The organism is Streptomyces sp. NPDC101152, from assembly GCF_044768275.1.
Taxonomy (GTDB): domain Bacteria; phylum Actinomycetota; class Actinomycetes; order Streptomycetales; family Streptomycetaceae; genus Streptomyces.
The window spans coordinates 1-15,170 of sequence record NZ_JBIWPO010000032.1; the positions used below are offsets into that span (position 1 = coordinate 1).

General features: G+C 71.9%; 15 protein-coding genes. 8 read left to right on the forward strand and 7 right to left on the reverse strand.

All coding sequences use genetic code 11. From position 1 onward, the window contains the following. Positions 1-123: 123 nt before the first annotated feature. Entirely contained in the window at positions 124-981 is an 858-nt protein-coding gene (locus ACIRVK_RS31445; protein ID WP_404253049.1) for a DUF3152 domain-containing protein, read from the reverse strand. A gap of 140 nt (positions 982-1,121) precedes the next feature. Here ACIRVK_RS31445 and ACIRVK_RS31450 point away from each other — a divergent pair, with 140 nt between their 5' ends. The 7 genes from ACIRVK_RS31450 (at position 1,122) to ACIRVK_RS31480 (ending at position 7,802) form a co-directional block, all read left to right on the forward strand. Further along, a complete protein-coding gene (locus ACIRVK_RS31450) occupies positions 1,122-1,802 on the forward strand; it encodes a response regulator transcription factor (protein ID WP_404253051.1) in 681 nt (226 codons plus the stop codon). A 29-nt stretch (positions 1,803-1,831) separates the two neighbouring features. Continuing rightward, the gene (locus ACIRVK_RS31455; protein WP_404253189.1) at positions 1,832-3,325 is read left to right on the forward strand and encodes a sensor histidine kinase; all 1,494 of its coding nucleotides are present in this window, start codon (positions 1,832-1,834) and stop codon (positions 3,323-3,325) included. Next, positions 3,322-3,888, forward strand: a complete 567-nt coding sequence (locus tag ACIRVK_RS31460) for a hypothetical protein (protein ID WP_404253053.1) — start codon at positions 3,322-3,324, stop codon at positions 3,886-3,888. Before ACIRVK_RS31455 ends, ACIRVK_RS31460 begins: the two co-directional genes overlap by 4 nt. A 37-nt stretch (positions 3,889-3,925) precedes the next feature. Beyond that, the gene (locus ACIRVK_RS31465) at positions 3,926-4,438 is read left to right on the forward strand and encodes a MarR family winged helix-turn-helix transcriptional regulator (protein WP_404253055.1); all 513 of its coding nucleotides are present in this window, start codon (positions 3,926-3,928) and stop codon (positions 4,436-4,438) included. 107 nt (positions 4,439-4,545) lie between these two features. Further along, the gene (locus tag ACIRVK_RS31470) at positions 4,546-4,926 is read left to right on the forward strand and encodes a MauE/DoxX family redox-associated membrane protein (protein ID WP_404253057.1); all 381 of its coding nucleotides are present in this window, start codon (positions 4,546-4,548) and stop codon (positions 4,924-4,926) included. Next, positions 4,923-5,390 (forward strand): peroxiredoxin, encoded by a 468-nt coding sequence (locus ACIRVK_RS31475; protein ID WP_404253059.1) that lies wholly within the window; start codon positions 4,923-4,925, stop codon positions 5,388-5,390. Before ACIRVK_RS31470 ends, ACIRVK_RS31475 begins: the two co-directional genes overlap by 4 nt. A gap of 75 nt (positions 5,391-5,465) precedes the next feature. Continuing rightward, positions 5,466-7,802 carry a SpoIIE family protein phosphatase gene (locus ACIRVK_RS31480; RefSeq protein WP_404253061.1) on the forward strand — a complete coding sequence of 779 codons (2,337 nt, stop codon included), beginning with the start codon at positions 5,466-5,468 and terminating at the stop codon, positions 7,800-7,802. Here ACIRVK_RS31480 and ACIRVK_RS31485 read toward each other — a convergent pair whose 3' ends face one another. Then, positions 7,803-8,237, reverse strand: a complete 435-nt coding sequence (locus tag ACIRVK_RS31485) for a cupin domain-containing protein (RefSeq protein WP_404253063.1) — start codon at positions 8,235-8,237, stop codon at positions 7,803-7,805. 197 nt (positions 8,238-8,434) lie between these two features. Between ACIRVK_RS31485 and ACIRVK_RS31490 the strand changes: the two genes are divergently transcribed. After that, the gene (locus tag ACIRVK_RS31490) at positions 8,435-9,409 is read left to right on the forward strand and encodes a TauD/TfdA dioxygenase family protein (protein ID WP_404253065.1); all 975 of its coding nucleotides are present in this window, start codon (positions 8,435-8,437) and stop codon (positions 9,407-9,409) included. A 2-nt stretch (positions 9,410-9,411) separates the two neighbouring features. Here ACIRVK_RS31490 and ACIRVK_RS31495 read toward each other — a convergent pair whose 3' ends face one another. The 5 genes from ACIRVK_RS31495 to ACIRVK_RS31515 all read right to left on the reverse strand — a co-directional run bounded on the left by ACIRVK_RS31495 (position 9,412) and on the right by ACIRVK_RS31515 (position 14,972). After that, positions 9,412-10,440, reverse strand: coding sequence for an LLM class flavin-dependent oxidoreductase (locus ACIRVK_RS31495; RefSeq protein WP_404253067.1), 1,029 nt, complete (start codon positions 10,438-10,440; stop codon positions 9,412-9,414). 88 nt (positions 10,441-10,528) lie between these two features. Further along, entirely contained in the window at positions 10,529-12,034 is a 1,506-nt protein-coding gene (locus ACIRVK_RS31500) for a metallophosphoesterase family protein (protein ID WP_404253069.1), read from the reverse strand. A 188-nt stretch (positions 12,035-12,222) separates the two neighbouring features. Beyond that, entirely contained in the window at positions 12,223-13,032 is an 810-nt protein-coding gene (locus ACIRVK_RS31505; RefSeq protein ID WP_404253071.1) for an MHYT domain-containing protein, read from the reverse strand. Between the two features lie 91 nt (positions 13,033-13,123). Continuing rightward, complete coding sequence (locus ACIRVK_RS31510) at positions 13,124-13,666, reverse strand: FABP family protein (RefSeq protein ID WP_404253073.1); 543 nt, start codon at positions 13,664-13,666, stop codon at positions 13,124-13,126. Between the two features lie 106 nt (positions 13,667-13,772). Continuing rightward, positions 13,773-14,972, reverse strand: a complete 1,200-nt coding sequence (locus ACIRVK_RS31515; RefSeq protein WP_404253075.1) for a glycoside hydrolase family 64 protein — start codon at positions 14,970-14,972, stop codon at positions 13,773-13,775. Between the last annotated feature and the right edge of the window lie 198 nt (positions 14,973-15,170).

Genomic DNA, 15,170 nt, shown 5'->3' on the forward strand with positions numbered 1-15,170 from the left:
GTCGGTGACCCCGACACGGGAGTCCCGGCGGCCGAGGAGATCCCGCACATCGTCATCCCGCCCACCCTCGTCGTCCGCACCTCCGCCACCCGTCCGCCCCGCTGAGGGATCGGGTACCCAGGGTTAGGGAACGGCCGGGCCGGTGATGTACCGCCCCTGCTCGTCGTAGGGCCACACGTTCGGTACGCAGCCGTGCATGCCCTTGATCTGCTGCATCATGGCCGGCGCCGGCTTTCCGGGGCCGGGGCAGCCGGCGTGGCCGTGGCCGAGGAAGTGGCCGACCTCGTGGTTGATGATCAGGGCGTGGTAGGCGGTGACGTCCTTGGCATAGACGGGGGTGGCCAGCAGCCACCGTTTGAGGTTGACCACCACGTTGTGCGCGACGCTGCAGTTGACCTCGCCCTCGGTGTCCAGACCGTACTCCCCGCAGATCTTGTCCACCGTCCCAGGCGTCGCGATCTTCACGACGAAGTCGGTGGTGCCGCCGGCCACCCGCTGAAAGGCGGAGTGGCCGTCGGCCGTCCAGCCGCGCCGGTCGGCGAGGATGCGCTCGACCTCCTTGGCGGCCGCGGCGGCGGACAGGTCGAGACCCTCCTCCACCTCCACCCGGTAGCGCAGCACCTTCCCGGTGCCGACCTGGGCGCTGGTGCCGGATGCCGTGGTGAACGTGCCCGGGCCCGTCGCCGGGATCTTCTCGGGGGAGGGCGAGGCGGAGGGACGGTGACGGGAGGAGGGGGTGCTGCTCGGGGACGGTGTCGGGGACGGGGAGCCGACCCGCGCGGGCGGCGCACCGGGCGCGGACTCCGCGTGGTCGGTGCCGCCACCGGGGGAAGTCCAGCCGACGGCCGCGAAGCCGGCCGCACCCAGCACGGCGATCGCGGCGACACCTCCCCACAGCCGTCCCTTCCGCCCGCCCGCGAGGGCGTGCGCGGGACCACCCCGGCGACGACGGCCGGCTCGAGTTGCTTTGTGCGCGGTCATGGTCGCTCAGGTTGTGACCGCTTTGTGATCGGACCTGGCCCGAACGGTAACGAAAAGACAACGCCCAATCGGTTGGCCGCTCATGTGATCATCCGGTAACAGAGCCCCGACCGCTCTGGGCGCGTACGGATACTGAGCCCATGCCACGTGTACTGCTGATCGAAGACGACCGCGCCGTGCGCGAGGGCGTCGCCCTTGCCCTGCGCCGCCAGGGCCACGAGGTCGGCACCGCCGTGACGGGGGAGGACGGGCTCCGGCAGGCCCGCTCCTTCCGGCCGGACGTCGCGGTGCTGGACCTGATGCTGCCCGGCATGCCCGGCCTGGACGTCTGCCGAGCGCTGCGCGACCTCGACCAGACGCTGCCGATCATCATGGCCACCGCCCGGGGCGACGACGAGGACATCGTCGTGGGGCTGGAGGCCGGAGCCGACGACTACGTGGTCAAGCCCGTGCAGGCGCGGGTCCTGGACGCCCGGATCCGTGCCGTGCTGCGCCGGGCGGCCCACACGTCCGGCGACGGCGGCATACCGAAGCTCGACACCTACGGCGACCTCACCATCGACCGGGCCGGCTTCTCGGTCGCCCTGCGCGGTGTGCCCGTCGCGCTCGCCGCCTCCGAACTGCGGCTGCTGCTGACCCTCTCCGCCTCGCCCGGCCAGGTCTTCAGCCGGCAGCAACTCCTGGAGGCGGTCTGGGAGCACAGCTACCACGCCGACGCGCGCCTGGTGGACGCCTGCGTCAAACGGCTGCGCGGCAAGATGGGTGACCCCCGCTACATCGAGACCGTGCGCGGCTTCGGCTACCGGTTCGCCTCGCTGTGACGCGTCCGCCGGGAACCCGCGCCGGAGGCCTGTTCGCGGGGCGCGGCAGGGTCCCCCAACTGCTCGGCCTGCGCACCCGGTTGGTCGTCGCGTTCGCGCTCGTCGCCGCGGTCACGGCCGCCACCACCGGTGCCCTGACCTTCCGCGAGGCGCGCACCGGCGTGCTCCAGCAGAGCCAGGACGCGGTGATCACGCAACTGCGCACCCAGGCCAACCGGCTCGCCCCCGGTCTCACCGTGCCCCCGCGCCCGGCCGAACTCAGGCGGTTCGCCCTCGAATTGGCGGCGGCCGGTCCGTCCGGCAACTGGCGGGTCATGGTCACCTACGGCGGCATGAGCGTGACGTCCGAGGCCGGCGACCGCTTCGCGGAACTCACGCCGGCCCTGCGCGCGGCCGTCGACGACCGGCCAGCGACCGTCTTCCAGCGGGTGAGGAGCGGGGACCACACCGCGCTCGTCGTCGGCATGCCGGTCGTCTTCACCGACGCACGTTCCGCACCCTCGGGTGTCCGGATCTTCCTGACGGTGCCCCAGACCACGGAACGAGCCTACGTCGACGCCCTGGTCACCGCAGTCGAACGGGCCACCGTGCCCGCCCTGGTGCTGGCCGTGCTGCTGGCCCTGCTCGCCGCACGGGGCGTACTGCGGCCGGTGCGGGCGCTCCGCAGCGCCACCCGCAGCATCGCCGAGGGGCGCCTCGACACCCGCCTCGCCGTCAACGGCTCCGACGAACTCGCCGACCTTTCCCACACGTTCAACGAGACGGCCGCCGCCCTGGAGGAGTCGGTCGCCGAACTGCGCGGCATGGAGGCCCGGGCCCGCCGTTTCGCCGCGGACGTCTCGCACGAACTGCGCACCCCGCTGGCCGCCATGTCGGCGGTCACCGACGTCCTCGACGAGGACGCCGCCCGGCTCGCCCCGGACACCGCCACCGCGGTCCGGCTGATCAGTGAGGAGACCGTGAAGTTGGCCCGCCTGGTGGACGATCTGATGGAGATCTCCCGCTTCGACGCCGGCGCCGCGGTGCTGCACCTCGACGAGATCGACCTCGCCGAGTCGCTGCGGCGCACCCTCGCCGCCCGGGCCTGGACGGACCTGGTGGCCACCGAGCTGCCACCGCCGGACACCCTGCGCGGACGCGTCGACCCGCGCCGCCTCGACGTCGTCGTCGCCAACCTCGTCGGCAACGCCCTGCGGCACGGCGCCCGCCCGGTCAGGCTGCGCCTGAGGGAGGGCGCCCGGTCCGGGGCGGGGCGCCTTGCCGTCATCGAGGTGCTGGACAGCGGGCCCGGCATTCCCCGGCACGTGCTGCCCCATGTCTTCGAACGGTTCTACAAGTCCGACGCTGCCCGCGCCCGCACCGAGGGCAGTGGCCTCGGCCTGGCGATCACCGCCGAGAACGTCCGTGTGCACGGCGGCACCGTACGCGCCGCGAACCGGCCGGAGGGCGGCGCCGTCTTCACCGTCGAACTGCCGCTGGGGTCGCCGACCGACAGCGGTACCGAGCCCGGGGAGCACCGGTGACCAGGGGGGTACGCCGAGCGGCGTGGGCGGTGTTGGTACCGGCGCTGGGAGCGCTGGCCTCCTGCGGCATTCCCACGACCGGCGTGGTGGAGGCCGGCGGACCCGCGAGCGGGGCCGTGGCGACGATCCGCGTCTACTACGTGGCCGACGGCGCCCTGCGTGGCGTCGAGCGGCGTGTCTCCGGGACGGTCGACGCCGGGGCGGCCGTGGACGTGCTGTTGCGGGGCCCCACCGGCGCGGAGCGGACCGAGGGGCTGAGAACGCTGCTGCCGTCCGTCGCGTACCGGCCGGTCGCTCCCTTGTTCAGCGCCGCGCCGACCCCGGACCCGAGCGAGTCGGCCGGGGCCGCGAAGTGGGTCGAGGTGTCCACCCGCCAGGGCCGCGTGGACATCCGGCTCACCGTCTCCTTCGGGAGCAAGGCCGCCCTCGCCGCGGCACAGCTGCGGTGCACGGTCGTCGCCGCGGAGCTGGTCGGCGACCCCGGGAGCAACCCGCTCCCGGTGACCGTCACAGGCCCGCACGGCCAGGTCGTCCAGGGAGCCGGCGCACCATGCCCCGACTGATTACTTGAGTTACGCAACAATAGGGTAAAGTGGACGCATGTCCACACCACCGCTCCCCGAGATCCCCGACACCCCCGCGTCCGACGAGGTCGTCGAGATCGAGCGCGCGCTCACCCGCATCACCTACCTGAGCACGCGCGCCCGCCAGCACGACCGGCTGATGGCGCTCGCGGGGGTGCCGCTGGACCGCGCCGCCGTGGCGCTGCTGCGTCAGGTCGCCGACTCGGAGCCGCTGCGGCCAGGGGAGCTGGCCACTCGGCTGGGAGTGGAGGCCTCGCACGTCACCCGCACCGTGCAGCAGTTGCAGAAGTCCGGATACGTCACCCGCGTGCCCGATCCCGACGACCGCCGTGCCCAGCGCATCCAGCTCACGGAAGCCGGACAGCAGGCCATCGCGCGGGTCCGGGACGCCGGCGCGCGCGGCATGCAGCTCGCCCTGTCCGAGTGGACGCCGGAGGAGCTGCGGCAGCTCGCCACCCTCTTCCACCGCATGGTCGACGACTTCCTCGACCACGCCACCGACGAGGAACCGGAGCACACCACCGTCTGACCCCGGCCCGACGGCGCGGGAGGCGGCAGCAGCCGGTCGAACAGGCCCGTGCGCAAGCGCGATTTACCATCCAGTAATATCGCGCGGCAGCCCCCAGAGGAGGAACCGTGCCACGGTCCGAACGCTCGCCCCTGCTGCTCGCCGGCCTCTTGGCCACCGCGGGCGCCGCCCACTTCGCCTCACCACGCCAGTTCGACGCGACCATCCCGAGCGCCCTGCCCGGCGCCCCCAGGACCTGGACCTACGCCAGCGGCGCCGCCGAACTCGCCCTCGCCGCCGGCCTCGCTCTGCCCAGCACCCGCAAGGCGGCCGCCCTCGCCACGGCCGCCTTCTTCGTCGGCGTCTTCCCCGCGAACGTGAAGATGGCCGTCGACTGGCGCCATCGCCCGGCCCCGCAGAAGGCGGCGGCCATCGGTCGGCTGCCCCTGCAGCTGCCCCTCGTCCTGTGGGCCCGCAGCGTCGCCAGGACCGCGGAGGCCCGGTCATGAGCGAGACGGTGAACGTCGGCGACAAGATCGACGACTTCGAGCTCCCCGACGAGACCGGCACCCCGCGCACCCTTTCCGGACTGCTCGCCGACGGCCCCGTCGTCCTCTTCTTCTACCCCGCCGCCCTCACCGCCGGCTGCACCGCCGAGGCCTGCCACTTCCGCGACCTCGCCGCCGAGTTCGCCGAGGTCGGCGCCCACCCCGTCGGCATCAGCGGCGACACCGTCGAACGCCAGCAGGAGTTCTCCGGCCGCCACACCCTCGGCATGCCCCTCCTCTCGGACGCCGACGGCACCGTCCGTGAGCGCTTCGGCGTCAAACGCGGCTTCACCCTGGCCCCCACCAAACGGGTCACCTTCGTCATAGCCGAGGACCGCACGGTCCTGGAGGTCGTCCGCAGCGAACTCCGCATGAACACCCACGCGGACCGAGCCCTCGCCGCCTTGCGGGCCCGCCAGAAGTGACAGCGGCGAAACGGAGGGCCTGCCGGTCCTCCGTTTCGGTTGAAGCAGTCGGGCAAAAGAACGATCCTGAACTCTATGGAGCACGGCTCTGCTGCGGTGATCGTCGATGCCCGGGGCATGGTGACGGGGTGGAGCGAAGGTGCCCGGCAGCTGACCGGATACGCGGCCGAGGAGGCCGTCGGGCGGCCGGTACGGGAGTTCCTGGCCGCGGAGCCGCCGGGTGAGGAGGTGGCGGCGCTCAACGGCGTCGTCGGCATCCGGCACCGTGACGGCTCCTCCGTCGCCCTGCTGCTCAGGGCGTGCCCCGTGCTCGACGGGGACGGTCAGTCCGGTGGCTGGGTGATCACCGCCGAGCGGCCCGGGGAGCCGACCTTGGCAGGGAAGGCCTTCCAGCAGGCGTCCATGGCGATGTCGGTCTTCGACACCCGGCAGCACTATCTGCGGGTCAACGACGTGGCGTCCCGGGTGATGGGCGTGCCCGAGGAGGCGCTGCGAGGGCGCTTCTTCTCGGAGACCGTGGAGGACGCCGTACACAGCCGGGGCTTCCTGGCCCATCTGCGGCAGGTGGCCGAGACGGGGCGACCGGCCCGTTACGAGAGCTACACGGGCGCTCCCGCCGTCAACCGTGACCACGCCTGGACCACCGAGATGTGGCCCCTGCGCGACGACTCCGGCGAGGTGCGCGCGGTCGCTCTGGCGGCCTTCGACAGCAGCGCGCAGTACTGGGCCCGCGAACGCCTGGCGCTGCTGAACGAGGCGGCGGCCTCCATCGGCACCACCCTGGACGTGGTCCGCACCGCCGAGGAACTCGTCGAACTGCTGGTGCCCCGGTACGCGGACTTCGCCAGCGTCGACCTGCTCGACTGGGTCCTCGGCGCGGAGGAGCGGCCGGCGCTGCTGGAGGACGACATCGTGCTGCGCCGCGTCGCGCATGGCTCGGTCACCGAGGGGACGCCCGAGGCCGCGGTGCACGTGGGGGACGCGGACGTCTACCCGGCGTTCTCGCCGCCGGCGAAGGCCCTGCGCGCCGGGCGGGCCGTCGTCAGCCAGGCGGGCGAGCCCGAGTTCATGCGATGGGTCGCCGAACGCAACGCCCGCGCTCCGGCGGGCCGCCCCCAGCGCCGGGGGGTGCACTCGATGGTCGCGGTGCCGCTGCGCGCCCGCGGCACCACACTGGGGGTCGCGGTCGGCGTACGGATCGCGAACCCGGACGACTACGGGGACGACGACGCCGTCCTGGCGGAGGAACTGGCCAGCCGGGCCGCCGTCTGCATCGACAACGCCCGCCGCTTCTGCCGGGAACGCACGACGGCGCTGGCCCTGCAGAACAGCCTGCTGCCCAAGGGCCTGCCGGGCCAGGCCGCGGTGGAGGTGGCCCACCGCTATCTGCCCTCGGGGGCGCTGGTGGGGATCGGCGGCGACTGGTTCGACGTGATCCCGTTGTCCGGCAGCCGGGTCGCCCTGGTCGTCGGCGACGTCGTCGGCCACGGCATTCCCTCCACCGCGACCATGGGCCGCCTGTGTACGGCCGTACGCACGCTGGCGGACGTGGACCTGCCGCCGGACGAACTCCTCACCCACCTCGACGACCTGGTCACCCACCTGGCGTCGGACGACCGCGGTGACGAGGTCGCCGAACTCGGTGCCACCTGTCTGTACGCGGTCTACGACCCGGTCTCGCGGCGTCTGAACCTCGCCGCCGCCGGTCATCCCGGGCCCGCGTTGCTGCTGCCGGACGGCACCGCGCGCCTGGTCGAGATGACGGCGGGCCCCCCGCTCGGCGTCGGCGGCCTGCCCTTCGAGGCGACCGAGCTGGAAGTGCCCGAGGGCGCGGTGGTCGCCCTGTACACCGACGGGCTGATCGAGGACCGTGACCGCGACGTCGACCACGCGACCGCCGAACTGTGCCGAGCGCTGACCGCTCCGGCGGACACCCTCGAGACGTTGTGCGACACGGTGCTGAAGGCGGTGCTGCCGGAGGAGCCCAGCGACGACGTGGCCCTGTTGCTGGCCCGCACCCGTGCGCTGGGCGCGGACCAGGTCGCCACCTGGGACATCACGCCCGACCCCGAGCGGGTGGCCGCGGCCCGCCAGGCCGCCACCGAGCAGCTGAGTGTCTGGGGCCTCGACGAGGCGGCGTTCGTCACGGAACTCGTGGTCAGTGAACTGGTCACCAACGCCATCCGCTACGGCGCCCCGCCCGTCCAGCTCCGGCTGATCCGGGACCGCACGCTCATCTGCGAGGTCTCCGACGGCAGTTCCACCTCACCGCATCTGCGCCGGGCCCACGCCTTCGACGAGGGCGGCCGCGGACTCCTGCTGGTCGCCCAGCTCACGCACCGCTGGGGCAGCCGGCAGACCGACCGGGGCAAGACGATCTGGGCCGAGCAGCCCCTGCCGCCCGGTTGTTGATCACTGGAAGGAGCAGCCGGGGTTGGGCGCGTCCTCGGAGAAGGGCGCCCCGTGCGGCAGGACGTACAGGACGTCGAGGACCAGCGGGGTGGCGCCCTCGTTGCGGCCGAGGTGGACGTCGCTCGGGCCGCCCGGCTCCCGGACGGTGGTGCCCTGCGGGTACACGCCGTCCTCCGCGCAGTCGGCGTGGTAGTGGCTGAGGGTGCCCTGGCGGACGAAGCCGTAGACCGTGCCGTCGTGGTAGTGCCAGCCGGTGCTCTGGCCGGGCGGGACGGTGATCTCCCGCAGTACGTAGTCGGTGTTCCCGACGGTGGTCCGGCTGATCAGCTTGGCGGTGACGCCCGGTCCGGGCGGTGTGGCACCGGCGGTGCCACAGGTGAGAACCGTGCCGGTGACGATCGCGCCGACGACGGCGGAACGAAGAGCGTTGCGCATGGGGAAGAGGCCTCCTGGGACAAGGGGCGAAGATCAGTTCCGCCGTGAACATAAGCGCCAGGGAGGGTCGTTGGGGCCGGAACGGCTCAATCCACGACCGGGCACGTGGTGCGACCGTGGTGGGGCACTGTCGCCACCGTCGGCGAACGCTGTCACGATCTTTGCAGGGCCGGTACGTACCGAGCAGGGGAGCGCGCATGACGACGAACCGGGACGCGGCGGCAGGGGCTCAGGACCTGGCCGGGATCGAGGTGAAGCCCGTCGCCGGGCACATCGGCGCCGAGATCACCGGTGTCCGACTGGACGGCGACCTCGACGACGCCGTCGTCGCGGCGATCCGGGCGTCGGTGCTGCGCTGGAAGGTCGTGTTCTTCCGCGGGCAGCGGCTCGACCACGCCGGACACGTGGCGTTCGCGCGCCGGTTCGGGGAGCCCGTGGTCCTGGGCAGGCGGGGCAGCGCCTCACCGCCCGGCTTCCCCGAGGTGGAGACCACCGCCGACCGGCTGGAGCTGGGCGGCAGGTTCGGCATGGAGCACGAGGAGTGGCTGCAGCGCCGCCGGCACACCCTGCTCCGCGGCTGGCACTGCGACCACGGCGCCCGCGTCGATCCGCCGGCCGCGACGATCCTGCGCGCCGAGACCGTACCGCCCTACGGCGGTGACACGACCTGGTCCAACCTGGCCGCCGCCTATGCGGGACTGTCCGCCCCGGTACGGGAGTTCGTCGACGGACTGCGGGCCGAACACCGCCTCGGCGTCGGCTACCAGCCCCGCCCCGGCGACGACAGCTACCTGCGCCACCTGCTGGACCACCAGGTCGCCTCCGTGCACCCGCTGGTGCGCGTGCACCCGGAGACGGGCGAGCGGGTGCTCTTCGTCAACGGCTACTACCTCGAGCAGATCACCGGCCTCTCCCGTCCCGAGAGCCGGGCCCTGCTCGACATGCTGCTGGAGCAGGCGGTACGGCCCGAGTACACGGTCCGCTTCCGCTGGGAGCCGGGCAGCGTGGCCTTCTGGGACAACCGGGCCACCATCCACCTCGCCCCCAGCGACAACGCCCACCTCGACTTCCCCCGGATCATGCACCGGGTGATGCTCACCGGCGACACCCCCGTCGGTGTGGACGGCAGGCCGTCCACACCCGTCGTCGGCACCGAGGCCGGCCGCTGGTGACCTCAGACGGACGGCTTCCAGCCCAGCGCCGGACCCAGCTTCGTCGCCATGTCGGTCAGGATCTGCACGTAGTCCTCGTGCTCGAAGGTGAACGGCAGCGCGAACGCCACCTCGTCCACCTCACGGAACGCGGCATGCGCGTGCAGCCGTTCGGCGATCTCGTCACAGGTCCCGACCAGGTCGGGCGCGAACAGGATGCGGGCCGGGCCCTGCGGTGCGGTCGTCCGAGGGGTGCGCTTGGCCGCGTACTCCTCGTACTTCTTGCGCTGCTCCGGCGACGCGGAGTCGGTGGGGATGACCACCAGGCCCTGTGAGACGCGTGCGCTCCGCCCGTCCGGGTGCCGGTCGCGGAAGGCACGGATGTGCGACAGCTGGATCTTCGCGAAGTCGTACGGCCCCTCGTCCCCCTCCGCCTTGACGACGCTGCTGGTCAGGAAGTTCATGCCGTGCTCGCCCGCCCAGCGCGCCGAGCTCAGGCTGCCGCCGCCGTACCACATCCGCCGGCCCAGCCCCGGGGAATGCGGCTGCACCCGGTCGGAGAACACCTCGAAGCCCTGTACGCCGCTGAAGTCGCTGGCGCTCTCGCCGCGCACGAAGTCCAGCAGCCGGCGCACCCGCTCGTAGGAGAAGTCCTCCGCGTCCGCCGTGTCCGGGTACAGGGCCTCCTTGACCTGGTCGAAGTTCATCGGCGGTCCCACGCTGACGCCCGGGTTGACCCGGCCCCCGGACAGGATGTCGACCGTGGCCAGGTCCTCCGCGAGCCGCAACGGGTTCTCCCAGCCCAGGGGGATGACGGCCGTACCCAGCTCGATGCGGCTGGTGCGCTGCGAGGCCGCCGCCATCACGGCGACGGGGGAGGAGATGCCGTACTGCAGATGCCGGTGGCGCAGCCACGCGCTGTCGAAGCCGAGCCGCTCGCCCAGCTCGATGATCTCCAGCGTGGACTCGTGACCCCGGCGCGGATCGGACTCGTCGAACAGGCCGATGGTCAAGAAGCCCAGCTTGCGCAAAGGACGAGAGGTCGACGGCACGGGTTCCTCCGGGTTGTTTGACGAATCAAGCAGTACGGCGGTGCCAACCCGGCCGTCGGGGGAAGTGTTCCCGTCCTCGCGCCCCGGATCAGGCCAGGGGGATGGTGAACTCGTCCTCGACCGGCGGCTCGATCTCCTGGGCCCGGTTTCCGGTGGCGGCGTAGCAGCGCACCCGGACCTCCTCGGGGGTCACGTCCAGACGGAGGAAGCTCTTGAAGAAGGGCGGGCTGTAGGTCGCCGAGGACGGGGAGAACAACTGCGTGTAGATCTTCCGAACCGGCAGACGGAAGCGGGAGGGGCGGTCGGGGCGGCCGCCCGCACCGAGCAGGCTCGCCACCAGCCGCACCCGGCGGCTGACCCGGACCGGTCCGCCCGGCGTACGGGTCGGCGGGATGCCCAGCCGCTCGGCGATCACCGCCGTGGCCTCCGCCTCGGTGAGCGTGAAGAAGCGATGCAGCCGCAGCCGGTGGCCGTAGAGGCGGCTGTAGAAGGCGAGGGAGTCACCGCGCAGTGGATAGCAGCGGAAGTCCTCCTCGGTGACGTTCGCGATGCCGACGCGGGGAATGGTGTGCGTGGCGTGCATGAAGGCGCCGCCGCCGCCCGAGACGACGTACTGGAGGGTGCGGCCGTCCACGTCGACCGGGTAGCGCTGGTAGTTGTGGATGTCGCCGCCTATCGACGCCACATAGTGGTGCGCCGGGTCACGGACGATGTCGTCGACGGTCCCGCTGCCCCCTTCGATCGTGCACGGGTGGTGCTCGCCGTCCACGTACAGCGGTGAGCCCGTGATCAGGATCTTCGGCCGTGGCCCCTGGGACACCTCGCGCAGCCAGGCGCCCTGTTCGGCGTCGATGGTGCCGAGCAGACCGGTGTCGATGCCTATGATCCGCAGCGGCCCCGTGTCGATCGCCCAGTACGGGCCCGGCTGGACGGCCTGCTGCTCCGGCGCCGACCGCAACTCCCGCACCTCGTCCAGGTGCCGGCCGTCACCCGGACGCGGCCGGTGCCACAGGAGCGAGCGCGCCCAGGCCCGGGTGAAGGGACGCGGCGCCGGTTCGCGCGGCAGGGGTGGTGCGTCGGCGCAGAACACCCGCATGAAGGCGCCGAGATCCTCGTACCAGTCGTGGTTGCCGGGTATCGCGTAGATCGGGGCCGGGTAGTCCTGGTAGGGGCGGAAGAACTTGGTGCCGTAGTCGTCGGCGCTGCCGACCGGGTAGATGACGTCACTGGCGACGATCGCGAACCTCGTCCCCTGACTCGTCTTCAAGAAGCCCGGTACGACGGCGTACTGGGAGTCGTCGCCCTCGCCGGTGTCACCGATCACCATGAACGAGAACCGCTCCGGGTCCTCGCGCCGGATCACCTTGTCGGCGGGTGCCCCCGCGGCCTCCCGCTGGGCCACCCACCGGCCGCGGGTACGGCCCGTCGGATCCCCGAACCAGGAGGCCACCACGCCGTTGCGGGCGGACCACAGGGTCTTCGGGTCGAGCCAGGAGAGCTTCACTACCTTGGGCGGCATCAGCCGCTTGTACTCGCCGGGTTCGGCGGCGCCCCAGCCGGCGCCCTCGGCGGTATCGCGTGAGGAGTCAGACACCGGTGCACCGTAACAACGATCTCCCGGCGCACGAGAAGGGGGTCGACCGGCGTGGCCCCTTCACCCACCGCCGTCCGGCGCGCGAACGGCGGCGGGCAGGCCGGTAGTTCACCAGTCGTCAGGCCGTGGCGGCGCCCACTGGGGGGCGGCGGGTGCGGTGCCGTACGCGTCCGCGCGTGGCCGGGCGGTCACGGCGGGGCCCCCGAGGAGGTGCCTTCTGACCCCGGTGCCACCGGTTCGGCCGGCTGGGGCGACCGGTTCCACTCGCCGTCGCCCAGCACCAGCAGCGGGTCGAACATGACCACCACGCCGGCCAGGAGCAGGAAGACGACCGGCCCCAGCAGCATGGGCAGCAGCAGGGAGGCGGGTGAGTCACCGGCGAAGGCGCCCGTGCCGTGCACGTGCACGCTCACCGCGGCCATCGCCGTGTAGTGCATGCCGGACACCGCCAGGCCCATGACCAGGCTGGCGCCCAGGCTCGCCAGGAAGCCGCGAACGGAGACCGCCGCCCACAACGCGGCGGTCGCCGCGACGATGGCGATCGCCACCGACAGGCCGACGGTGGCCATGTCGTACCGGATGTCCCCGTTGACCTTTACGGCGGCCATGCCGAGATAGTGCATCGCCGCGACACCCATCCCGGTGATCACGCCGGCGACGCCCAGGGTGACCCGTCCCGCGCCCCGGTAGCCGACGATGAACACGCCGACGCCGACCACGACGATCGCCACGGCCAGACTCAGCAGCGTCAGGCCGGTGTCGTAGCGGATCCCGGTCTGCTCGACCTGGAAACCGAGCATCGCGATGAAGTGCATCGTCCAGATCCCGCAGCCGATCGACGCGGCGCCCAGCGCCAGCCAACCAGGTTTCCAGGACTGTTCGTTGAGCAGGGAGCGGACGATGCACCGCAGTCCCAGCGCCCCTCCCAGGCAGGCCATCAGATAGACCGCCACCGGGGTCACCGCACCGTAGCGGAACCCGTCGATCGCGCCTTGCATACGCCAACTCCCCCCAGAGTCACGGCGGTTGTGGAGCAAGGTCTACGGGCAAGGGGCTGGCGGAAGCAAGGGTGCGTGAGGCTTGCCGCGCCTACCGCTGCCGGCGCAGGGTCGCCGACAGGTGGTGCTGCAGCGGTTGCCCCACCGCGGCCAGGTCGTGGACGAAGGCGAGGGTGTCGGCGTCGGTGAGGGTGTAGCGGCGGCGGGTGGCATCCACCCGTTTGGCGGTGGGCGTGAGGGCCACCCCGTCGGTGGCGAGGTCCACCACGCCGTCGGCCGCCAGGCCCACCGCGATCTCCGCGATACCGGTGGGTTGCGTGATCAGAGCCTCGACACGGCCCTGCGGCTGCAGCCGCCACCACCCGCTCTCCCGCGCAGCGGGCCGCACCGGCGCGCCGTCGGCGTCGACCAGCCACGCCCGCGCCTCGTATCGCAGAAAGGGCCGTCCGTCATGGCTGAAGTCGACCTCCTGCGCATACGAGAACCCCGCGTCGAGTGTCGGATACCCACCCTCGCCCCGCCCGCGCCAGACCCCCAGCAGGCCGAGCACCGGATCGAGCAGTTCGTGTGGCACGGGCGCCGAGTCCGGCCGTCGGCTCTCGGGATACGGGTACTCCGGTACGACGTCGAACACGGCTGCGCTCCTCGGGTTGTACGGGTGCCGGGGAGAGCCTAGATCCACGACATCCCGCACTCCATCACGCCGCCACGAGACCGAGGGCGCGCCTCGACTTTCGGCGTCAGTCGAACGGATCGAGGGTCAGGTACGCCTGCTGCGGGGCGCTGTCCTGGACGAGCGACTCGTGGTCGCCGACGTCGTCGAAGGCGAAGGCGTAGGCCTTGCCGTCGGCCATCTGCGCATGGATCGCGCGGGCGTACTGGTTGGTCACCGCGTCCTGGTAGAAGTTCGCCGAGGACGCGTCCGGCTGGTTGGGGTCGACCAGCAGGGTGGAGCGGTTGAAGCCCGCGCACAGGGTGCGCGAAATGGGCCCGCGTACCCGGTCGTTGGGGGCGTCCAGCAGCTTGTGACAGCCGAAGACGCTGTCCGCGTCGGGCTTCTGGAAGCTGGTGACGACAGCGCCGGCGCCGTCGGTGAAGTTCATGACGCCGCCCGAGACCCGCCCGAAGTACCTGGTGCCGGGCTGATCGGCGAACGGGGTCACCGTCAGCGTCGCGGACGTGTACTTCTGCCAGACCCGGTTGACGTAGTCGTCCATCACGGACGCCGGCAGTGCACCGGACTCCAGCCCGTGCCCCGGTGCAAGGGCGCGCAGCACCGTGCCGTCGGACCGGGTCTGGATCAGCCCGGCCCAGCCGTCCGAGCGGCCGCGCAGGTCGTTCAGGACCCCGTTGTAGCCACCGGACTTGAGGTGCCCGGTGCTCACCGTCGTCCCGTCGGAGCGCTGTACGCCCACCGCGTAGGGCGCCGAGAACATGTCGACCTGTGTGCTGTTGAGCCACAGACCGGAGTCGTTGAGCGTGTACTCGGACCAGTTGAAGAGGATGTCGTGGTTCGGGTCGCTCGGGTTCTGCACAGCGGGCTGGACCAGACCGCCGGTGGTCAGCTTGAACACCAGCTTCTGGCCGTACGAGAAGTAGATGCGGCCGGAGAACTTGGGAAGCCGGATCGTCGTGGACCGGCCCGCGCCGGGTCCGGCGATGGACGCGTCCGGTGCGGGAGTTGGGGGGTTGCCACCGGTCGGCCACGCGTGGAACGTGCCGTTCGCGTCCGCCCAGCCCTGCTGTCCCGTCGAGAGCAGGGTGCCGATCGTGTAGACGTAGACCGCGTCGCTCCGGCCGGAGTTGTTGGTCAGTGTCAGGGGGATTGTTTCGGGTACCGCCGCGTCGGCGGACGAGGGGGAGTGGAGCGCGAGGACTGCCGCGAGCAGCGCGGTCACCGCGGCCGGGGCCAGTAGTCGGCGGGTGAGCCTTCTGGGCACGCTAGACCTCCGTGGGGGGAATGGTCCGGACCAGCTTGAGAGCGCTCTCACGGTGGCACCGAGGTGCGTGCATGTCAATAAGTTGAACGGCAGGCGACGGGCGGTGTCCGCGGAGCCAAAACCGCGGACACCCCCGGTGGTAGGGGTAACCCTCAGAAGGTGGTGTTAAAAAACTTGGGTTGAGGTTGTAGAGGACGC

Coding starts and splice junctions, on each gene's coding strand:
- ACIRVK_RS31490 (WP_404253065.1), top strand. CDS start 8,435: ATGACGACGAACCGGGACGCGGCGGCAGGGGCTCAGGACCTGGCCGGG.
- ACIRVK_RS31450 (WP_404253051.1), top strand. CDS start 1,122: ATGCCACGTGTACTGCTGATCGAAGACGACCGCGCCGTGCGCGAGGGC.
- ACIRVK_RS31480 (WP_404253061.1), top strand. CDS start 5,466: ATGGAGCACGGCTCTGCTGCGGTGATCGTCGATGCCCGGGGCATGGTG.
- ACIRVK_RS31485 (WP_404253063.1), bottom strand. CDS start 8,237: ATGCGCAACGCTCTTCGTTCCGCCGTCGTCGGCGCGATCGTCACCGGC.
- ACIRVK_RS31505 (WP_404253071.1), bottom strand. CDS start 13,032: ATGCAAGGCGCGATCGACGGGTTCCGCTACGGTGCGGTGACCCCGGTG.
- ACIRVK_RS31445 (WP_404253049.1), bottom strand. CDS start 981: ATGACCGCGCACAAAGCAACTCGAGCCGGCCGTCGTCGCCGGGGTGGT.
- ACIRVK_RS31475 (WP_404253059.1), top strand. CDS start 4,923: ATGAGCGAGACGGTGAACGTCGGCGACAAGATCGACGACTTCGAGCTC.
- ACIRVK_RS31465 (WP_404253055.1), top strand. CDS start 3,926: ATGTCCACACCACCGCTCCCCGAGATCCCCGACACCCCCGCGTCCGAC.